This window comes from Mammaliicoccus sp. N-M50 (assembly GCF_022386995.1).
In the GTDB taxonomy this organism is placed as follows: Bacteria; Bacillota; Bacilli; order Staphylococcales; family Staphylococcaceae; genus Mammaliicoccus; species Mammaliicoccus sciuri_A.
Window position 1 is genome coordinate 1 of sequence record NZ_JAJNJA010000047.1, and the last position, 207, is coordinate 207.

1 rRNA gene is annotated in these 207 nt (G+C 47.8%); it reads right to left on the minus strand.

From position 1 onward, the window contains the following. Nucleotides 1–207 (minus strand): 23S ribosomal RNA (locus LQ622_RS15270); the annotation flags it as partial.

Here is a 207-nt window from a genome sequence, read left to right on the forward strand (position 1 = left end):
CTTAGAATTCTCATCTTGACTACCTGTGTCGGTTTGCGGTACGGGCACCTATTTTCTAACTAGAGGCTTTTCTTGGCAGTGTGAAATCAACGACTCGTCGGATTCATGATCCAACTCCCCATCACAACTCAACCTTACGAGTGCCGGATTTGCCTAACACTCAGTCTTATTGCTTGGACGTGCACTCCAACAGCACGCTTCGCCTAT